Origin of the sequence: Burkholderia sp. Ac-20345, assembly GCF_017104825.1 — a bacterium.
In the GTDB taxonomy this organism is placed as follows: Bacteria; Pseudomonadota; Gammaproteobacteria; order Burkholderiales; family Burkholderiaceae; genus Burkholderia; species Burkholderia lata_B.
On sequence record NZ_JAAGPO010000317.1, the window covers coordinates 1 to 7,658 of the forward strand.

Here is a 7,658-nt window from a genome sequence, read left to right on the forward strand (position 1 = left end):
GCCCGCGCCCGTCGCGACCGCCGTGCCCGCTGCGGGCAGCGCGCCGCCGCCGGCACCGGCGATCTCGCTGGCATCCGTGATGGCGGCGCTGGCGCGCATCCCGTGTTCGGCACTCGATGCGTCGGTGCAGGATCACGTGCTGCAGGTGCGCGGGTTTGCGGAAGCCGGTGTCGGCATCGGGCGCGTGCGAACCGCGCTCAGCAGCCTGGCGGGCGGACCGGCGGCCAATCTCGACGTGCGCCCGATCGATGCGCACAACTGCGAAGTCGTGAGCGCGCTTGCTCCGTACTGGCGATCGAATCGGGCTGCGCCACATGCGGCTTCGATCCGCACGCGAGCGCCCGATGCGCATTTCGCTGAAGGCAACCCGCTGGTCATCGACATCACGACACCCGGTTACGACTCGTATGTGAACGTCGATTACTACGTGCTGAACGGGAGCGTCGTGCATCTCGTGCCAAGCAGCCGCGAGCGCGACAACCAGGCGCCGCCGAATTACGCCGCGACGATCGGCAGCATGGGCGAGTGGGTGATCGGCAAGCCTTTCGGGACCGAGATGATCGTGCTCCTCGTCACGCCCGCGCCGCTGTTCGACGGGATGCGCCCGCCATCCGAGCCGCGCGCCGCCTATCTCGCGGCAATCGATCGGCAATTGAAGCTGTTCGAGGCCAAATACGGCGCGGGGCGCATTGCCGCCGATTTCATCCAGATCACGACGCATGCCAACGGTAGCTGATCGAGCCGGTTCGCCCAGACTAGCGAGCTAGCGATTCCGCCGCCTGGTGAATCGCCTTGCGGATGCGCGGAAACGTGCCGCACCGGCAGGCAATCGCCTTCATGGCCTCGTTGATCTGGTTGTCGTCGGGGCGCGGGCAGCGCATGAGCAGGGCCGTGGCGGCGATCAGCTGTGCGCTCTGGCAATAGCCGCACTGCACGACGTCGACGGCAATCCACGCGTCCTTCAGTGCGCGCGCTTCGACGCCGTTCAGCCCTTCGACGGTCGTGATGCGCGCACCGTTCAGCGTACCGACCGGGAGCTGGCACGCAGGCACGGCCCGGTCGTCGAGCAGCACCGTGCATGCACCGCAAACCCCGACGCCACAGCCGAACTTCGTGCCGGTCAGCTTGCGTTCGCAGCGAATCACCCAGAGCAGCGGGGTGGCGGGCTCGGAATCGACGTGAGCGGTTTCCCCGTTGATACGGACTGACACCATCGGTCATCTCCTTGGTCGGGTGGGCTCGGCGTGACGAACGGCAGCGTGCGATGGCGCACGCCCGTGAGCGAATACAGCGCATTCGCCACGGCCGCCGCGATCGGCGGCGTGCCTGCTTCGCCGACGCCGTGCGGCTCGGTCCCGCCTGCCACGACTTGCGTGACGATCTCGGGACACGTCTCCATGTTGACGAGCGGATAGCTGTCGAAATAATGCTGCGCGACCTGCCCGTTCTCGATCGTGATCGCCTGCTCGAGCGCGGCCGACAATCCGAAGATGATCCCGCTTTCCATCTGCTGCTCGACCAGGTTCGGATTCACGGCCAGCCCGCAGTCGATCACGCAGACCACGCGCGTCACGCGAAAGCCGTCACCTTCCTGCCGGACTTCGGCGACTTGCGCGACCACGCTACCGAACGATTCATGCATCGCCACGCCGCGTGCGCACCGCGCGCCCGTCTTGTCACGCCATGCCAGCGGCGAATGCCAGCCGGACAGCGCGACGAGCGCGCGCAACACGGCCGCATGGCGCTGGTGCGCCGGCTGCTTGAGCATGTCGAGGCGAAACTGGATCGGGTCTTTCCGTGCCAGCACGGCCATCTCGTCGATGAAGCTCTCCACAAAGAATGCCTGATGCGAGTGCCCGACGGAGCGCCAGTAGCCAACCGGTACCGGGAGCGTCACCGTATTGTGCTGGACGAGAATGTTCTCGCATTCGTAGGGCAGGTCGAATGCGCCTTCCGCCGTGGTGGCGTCGGGCAACCATTTCGCGGCGAGGCTCGGCATGCCGAACGTGCGAGGCATCGCCTGCGCGCTGATCGACTGGCTCGCCGACACGCCTTTCCATGCGACCAGCCTGCCGCTCGCATCGATAGCGCCGCTGTATCTCGCCACGCAAGCCGGGCGGTAGAAGTCGTGCGTCATGTCCTGCGGGCGCGACCAGATCGTCTGCACGGGCCTTCCCTTCGCATGAAGCGCGATCGCCGCGGCCTGCGTGATGAAGTCGACCTCGAGCCGCCGGCCGAATGCGCCGCCGATCAATTGCTGATTCACGGCCACCTTGTCTTCGTCCAGGCCCAGCAGCGCGGCGACTGCCTTGCGTGCCACCATGGGGGCCTGCGTGCCGCACCAGATCGTTGCCGAGTCGTCCTCGACCAGCACCGTGCAATTCATCGGCTCCAGCGGCCCGTGAGCCAGGTAGGGCACTTCGTACTGCGCGACCAGCGGCTTCGCGTGGCTCAGCGCCGCATCGGCGTCGCCGGCGGCGTAGAACACGTGGCGGCCCTCATCGTCGTCGAGGGCGTGCGTCAACGCCGTGCGGACACCTGCGGTATTCACGCCGGCAGCCGGCCCGTGATCCCACGTGACCGACAACTGGCACAACGTCCGCATCGCGATGAAGGGATTGTCGGCAATGACGGCAACGCCTCCCGTTCCGCCGTTGTATGGCTCGATCCTGAAGATGCCGGTCACGCCCTTCCGGCTGGCGACGCCGGACGGGTTGAAATCCAGCGCCTTTCCGCCAAGTGTCGGACACATCGTGACGCTCGCGTACAGGAGCTTGTCCGGAAGCACGTCGATGCCATAGCGCGCGCTGCCGTCGAGTTTCGAGTGCGCCTCGATGCGACCCAATCGCTTCCCGACCAGCGTGAACGTCTTCGGGTCCTTCAGGTCGACGTGTGTCGGGCGCGGCACGTCCCGCGCGAGCTGGACAAGTGCACCGTACGTCGCCGAGCGTCCCGAACGATGCAGCACCATGCCGTCCTTCGTCTCGCATTCCGCGACGGGCACCTGCCAAAGCTTCGCCGCAGCGCTGCACAACATGATGCGGGCCGTGGCGCCCGCTTCGCGCATGGGCCCCCACAGATCGATCATGCTCGTCGATCCTCCCGTGACCATCGAACCCAGATAGCGTGCGCCATGGCGCACCAGCGCCGCTGCGCCGCGGGCGAGCAGGCTGTCATCATCGGGACGAAACGGCAGGCCGTCGGCCAGCGATTCACGGTCCTTGTAGATCGTGTCGAGCGGGGACATGACGATGCGGACTCGCGACCAGTCTGCATCGAGCTCTTCCGCCAGCAACATGGCCGCGCCGGTATGTATCCCCTGGCCCATTTCGGATTTGCTCATGACGATCGTCACGTCGTTAGCGGAACTGATCATCACCCAGCCGTTCAGCGGCACGTCGACGCGAGACATCTCCAGCTGTGCGGGTATCCCCAGCCGGTCGTCGGGACGCCACCATGCCCAGCCGATCACCAGCATGCCCGCCGCGCCCGCACTGCCCAACAGGAAGGTTCTGCGCTTCACCATGATGTGGCCGCCGACATGCGTTGATCGAGTCACCGCGCATCCGGCGCATCACGCCGCGCGTCTCGACAATTCAATGTTTCAAACACAATCCGTCATTTCATTGCTGCTGCAATCACCTATATTAGTCACTGATATCGGCAACTGAGAACCTCAATGTGATATCGGTTTGAAACAAGCGCTGAAGACGCTGCCTGCTGCGGCCGGATGAATATGCGTGGCTGCCGGGACGCGAAGCGCGTCGTGCCAACCGCTTCGAACGCACCGCCAACCGGAGGTCGTTGATGCTTGTCGATGAGGTTCACGCGTTGCTGCTTGACCTTCCGGCTCCGTGGCGAGAAGCGTTCAAACGTCACGGTCTTGACCTGGCCGGTTCGGGCACGCCCGAGGAGACGGCGAATCGACTGGGCCGGCCGCTGCCGATCGACTGGGACGATCCCCGCATTCACGATCTCTGCGCGGACGCCACGCGCGCGATCGAGCCCGGCGACCCCGCGCGCAGCCTGATCTATCACATGCTGGCACTGTCCGAGTGCCCGTCGCCGGATGCCGGCGTACGTCTCGACGCGCTCGATTTGCTGGAGAACTACATCGCTTCGCTGGCGCCGTTGCCACCCGACTGGCAGACGCTGGACGTCGCGGTGCTGGCTTATCAGTACCGGCCGGCGCGCCGTACGGGACATCAGCAGCATGCGGATCTCGTGTTCTCGCGTCTCGGCATTGCACGCAACGGCGACACCGACGCATGCTACGACGAGCAGACCCGAAGCTTCGTGCCGCACGTGCGGGACGCGATCGAGCATGTCCGCGTAATGCCGGCGCGCTATGGCGCGTTTCTCGTCCGTCGGGTCACCGGTCCCGACACGCTCGCCCTGATCGAGGGCAGGCGAGCGGGCGACCATCAGCGAACTTTCATCGAGCCCGTGCGCAAGCTGTTTCCCGATGAATGCGTGCCCGGACGCCGGTTGACGTTGAAATATGGCCACCGCCATGTCAGCGAGAAGCTGAAGCGGGCCGCCGAGGCGCGCTGGGGCGTGCGGCCGTCGCCATCAGGCGATCTGTGTGCCGCGCCGTATGCGATCAGCTGCCAGGATCCAGGCACCGTCACGCCTGCCGGCCCGAGCGCTCCGTCGGTCGTCCTGAAGCGTTCGGGCGCAGGCGTGCTGTTGATGCCGGCCGCGCGGCCCCTGATCGAGCCCATGACTTCGGCCGACTTCGGGGTACACGGCTTTGGCGTACCGGCTCAATGGTGGCTGGTACCGCTCGCCAACCGGCGCTTCACGACGATGAGAATCATCACGAACCTGTGGAAGCTGGTGCTGGCCGCCATCGACGAGGTGCGGCAGCAATATTTTCCGCATTTCGCGCCCGGGTGGCTGCAATTTCCCGAACCCCGCAATGCACCGGAGTTCATCAACATCCGGCACAAGGCGCATGAGGACGGTACCTATACGGATATGCGCGCACATCCCGTCGACCGGCAGGCATTTCTCGGAGAGGTCGGCAAAGGCGGCTACCGCGCGCAGTTGTTTCTCGATCACTGCTCCGAAGGGGTCGTGACGATCCGTATCGCCGAGCTGGCGGAACGCGCCGTGCTCCCGGCCTATTCGGTCGTTGCCGCGCCGGATTTCTATCCGTACGCCGACCAGGCGGAACTGCAGCGCTGGTTCAAGGACCGGCGGATCGATCCGAAGTCGCAGTTCAGGAGCGGCTCGCCGATATCGCTCAGCGCCGAGCGACTCCCGGCCAATCCCGGCCACATCGATCCATTCAGCAACACGCAGGCGTTTTCGCCGCGGGACCGGACGGTCGCCGTCGCGTTCAGCCTGGCGGCACGCGCAACGCGCCGGAAGGACAGGGACGTGCATACGCCACGCATGACTTCGTTTCTGTCGGACGCGTCTTCGGGTGTCTTTGCGCCCGGCTGGGACGTCACCTATGCGGGCAACCGGCGGGGCATCTTCCTCGCGACCTTCGGGTTGGGCAGCCCGTTCGCCGAGGACATCAAGCTGTGCGCGGCCTCCAACAGCTTCTGGCCCGCCGTGAGTCCCGATGCGTCCAGGACCTTCAATCGGACCGACGCGCCGACCGCCATTCCCATGCTCGACCGCGAACTCGGGTTGCATCCGTGCCATCCGCTGGTCGCGCGTGGCGACGAGTCGAATACGCGGCGCGGATGGGACGGTGAATACGGCCCGTACCTGACGCCCGACGGCAGCGTGGATTACGCGGACATCGAGCGCTCGGACTACGTCGCCAACGCATTGCACGGCGAGGTGCTGTACGGCGCATTCGAGCACGTCGACTCGGCCGAGCTGATTCGTCGGATCAGTGCGTTGCGCCATGCCGTCGCTGCATGCGACAACGGACAAACACCTTCGCATACGAAGCTGTGGCTGGTATCCGCACGGGAACTCGGCGATTCGCCGGGTATTGCCGGACGCTATCGCTTTCTTTTTGTGCTTCCTGCTGCTGATGCCGCGGCGCCGACACAGCACACGCCGGGACGATTGCGCGTGCGCTACGGGGAGGCGATCCGTTGCGATGCGACCGACGCTCGGGTGATCGGGCCGGCGCTGCGCCGCGCACCGGGGCCCGACGCGCTCGGGCTTTACTGAGTGATGGCGATGGATGCGTGTGACGTGCTCGTCGTCGGCGACGGGCCTGCCGGATGCGCTGCTGCGATCGCTGCGGCGAGAGCGGGCGGCAACGTGTGGATGCTGGGCCGCGGGCGTTCGCGTACGGCGCCGGAATGCGTGTCCGGCGCCGCGCTCACGTTGCTCGATCGACTGGCGCCGAGGTTGGCCCGGCAACCGCATACATGGCTCGATGGTCGCGCCGATCCGCAGCAGGGGCGTGCAGTCATCCGCAGCCGCCTCGACGACGGCTTGCGTGCCGAGGCGCTGACCGCAGGCGTTCGCTACTCGCGTGCACCCGCCGGCGGACTTGCCGCGCGTGTCGAACGCGGAGCGGTCACGGGCATCACGCACGGCGACGGCGAGGTCGGCGCAAGTATCGTGATCGATGCGACCGGCATCAACGGCTGGCTGCGTCGCGCGATTCGGCTCGATGTGGCGACCGACTCTTCGCCGTTCTGGCTTCGCCGCGGCTATGCGCGCGGGCATGGGGCGCACCCCGGCACATACTGGACGATCGCGCATGGCGGCTGGCTATGGATGAAAGCAACTTCCACGTTTCGAATCTGGACGTCGCTATCGACGCTGCGCGATGGCGATATCGCGTGGCCAATCGACACGATGCCCGTCGGACCGGTGTGGCGCGAGTGCAGGCGCTGGCAGTGCGTGCACCAGACCGCGGGACCCGGCTATATCGTGTGCGGCGATGCGGCGGGCTATCTCGATCCCGCGACCGGCGATGGTCTGCGTTTTGCCGTCGCGTCCGGCCTGCGCGCGGGCGCAATGGCCATCGAGGTTTCACGTCATCCGGATCGGGCGGGCTTGCTGGCCGCGCTGTACCGCGACTGGGTGACGCAAAGCTACGAGTACAACAGAGCCGTGTTGGCGCAGAGTTATACGCGTGCGGGGCTGGATATCGGATGGCACGACGCAGCCCGTCGATCGGACTGCCTGCCGCTCGGCAGTTGATCCGCCGGACATGCAAAAAAGCCCGCCAGGAGACGGAACCTGGCGGGCTTGAAACACCGCGAGGACGAACCCGCGGCGGCCTGGAGAACTTCGGTGGTGCGGTACGACGCTATCGAATACGGCTACCACCGAGAGGAAGCATGGCGAAACTTACAGGCCCAGCTTGGCGATGACCTGGCCGCCAAGGTTGTTGATCGAGTTGGTCACGCTGGTGAGATCCTGGTGGGTCGATGCATCGACTTGAGTAACCGGAGCCGTGATGGTGTTGGGGCTGGCGAACGAGAATCCACTGCCGGTAGCGATGTTGTTGATACCGGCGTTCTGGAACACGCTACCACCGCTGACGGAAGCCATTTCCTTGCGGCTGAGTTCGTGGGCGCGGGACAGGTCGTTGATCATCAGTGTGAGCTTCCCCTGAAATTTCGCCTTCCAAGAGGTCGTGTATAAACTCGACGGAAAGGAAGGAAATCAGGCATGTTCAAGGTACCGAAACAGGTGTACACGGCGGAGTTCAAGGTTGCCGCCGTACA

The 7,658-nt window shown here is 65.6% G+C and carries 7 protein-coding genes; 4 read left to right on the forward strand and 3 right to left on the reverse strand.

Going from position 1 to position 7,658, the window contains the following annotated elements; translation table 11 throughout:
* On the forward strand, positions 1-736 hold a 736-nt coding region (locus tag G3O06_RS45430), incomplete at its 5' end, for a DUF4384 domain-containing protein (RefSeq protein ID WP_205819982.1).
* A gap of 19 nt (positions 737-755) precedes the next feature.
* Here the strand turns inward: G3O06_RS45430 and G3O06_RS45435 are convergent.
* On the reverse strand, positions 756-1,214 hold the full coding sequence (locus G3O06_RS45435; protein ID WP_174966833.1) for a (2Fe-2S)-binding protein: 459 nt from the start codon (positions 1,212-1,214) through the stop codon (positions 756-758).
* Positions 1,142-3,343, reverse strand: a complete 2,202-nt coding sequence (locus tag G3O06_RS45440) for a molybdopterin cofactor-binding domain-containing protein (protein ID WP_241020573.1) — start codon at positions 3,341-3,343, stop codon at positions 1,142-1,144. The genes G3O06_RS45435 and G3O06_RS45440 overlap by 73 nt, the downstream gene beginning before the upstream one ends.
* Between G3O06_RS45440 and G3O06_RS49470 the strand changes: the two genes are divergently transcribed.
* The 3 genes from G3O06_RS49470 to G3O06_RS49865 all read left to right on the forward strand — a co-directional run bounded on the left by G3O06_RS49470 (position 3,342) and on the right by G3O06_RS49865 (position 7,128).
* Entirely contained in the window at positions 3,342-3,671 is a 330-nt protein-coding gene (locus G3O06_RS49470; protein ID WP_241020574.1) for a hypothetical protein, read from the forward strand. The two genes, G3O06_RS45440 and G3O06_RS49470, sit on opposite strands and share 2 nt — an antisense overlap.
* A gap of 136 nt (positions 3,672-3,807) precedes the next feature.
* Entirely contained in the window at positions 3,808-6,141 is a 2,334-nt protein-coding gene (locus G3O06_RS45445; protein WP_205819984.1) for a hypothetical protein, read from the forward strand.
* Between the two features lie 9 nt (positions 6,142-6,150).
* Complete coding sequence (locus G3O06_RS49865; RefSeq protein ID WP_205819985.1) at positions 6,151-7,128, forward strand: lycopene cyclase family protein; 978 nt, start codon at positions 6,151-6,153, stop codon at positions 7,126-7,128.
* A 150-nt stretch (positions 7,129-7,278) separates the two neighbouring features.
* Here G3O06_RS49865 and G3O06_RS45455 read toward each other — a convergent pair whose 3' ends face one another.
* A complete protein-coding gene (locus G3O06_RS45455) occupies positions 7,279-7,527 on the reverse strand; it encodes a hypothetical protein (protein ID WP_205819986.1) in 249 nt (82 codons plus the stop codon).
* Positions 7,528-7,658: the final 131 nt, after the last annotated feature.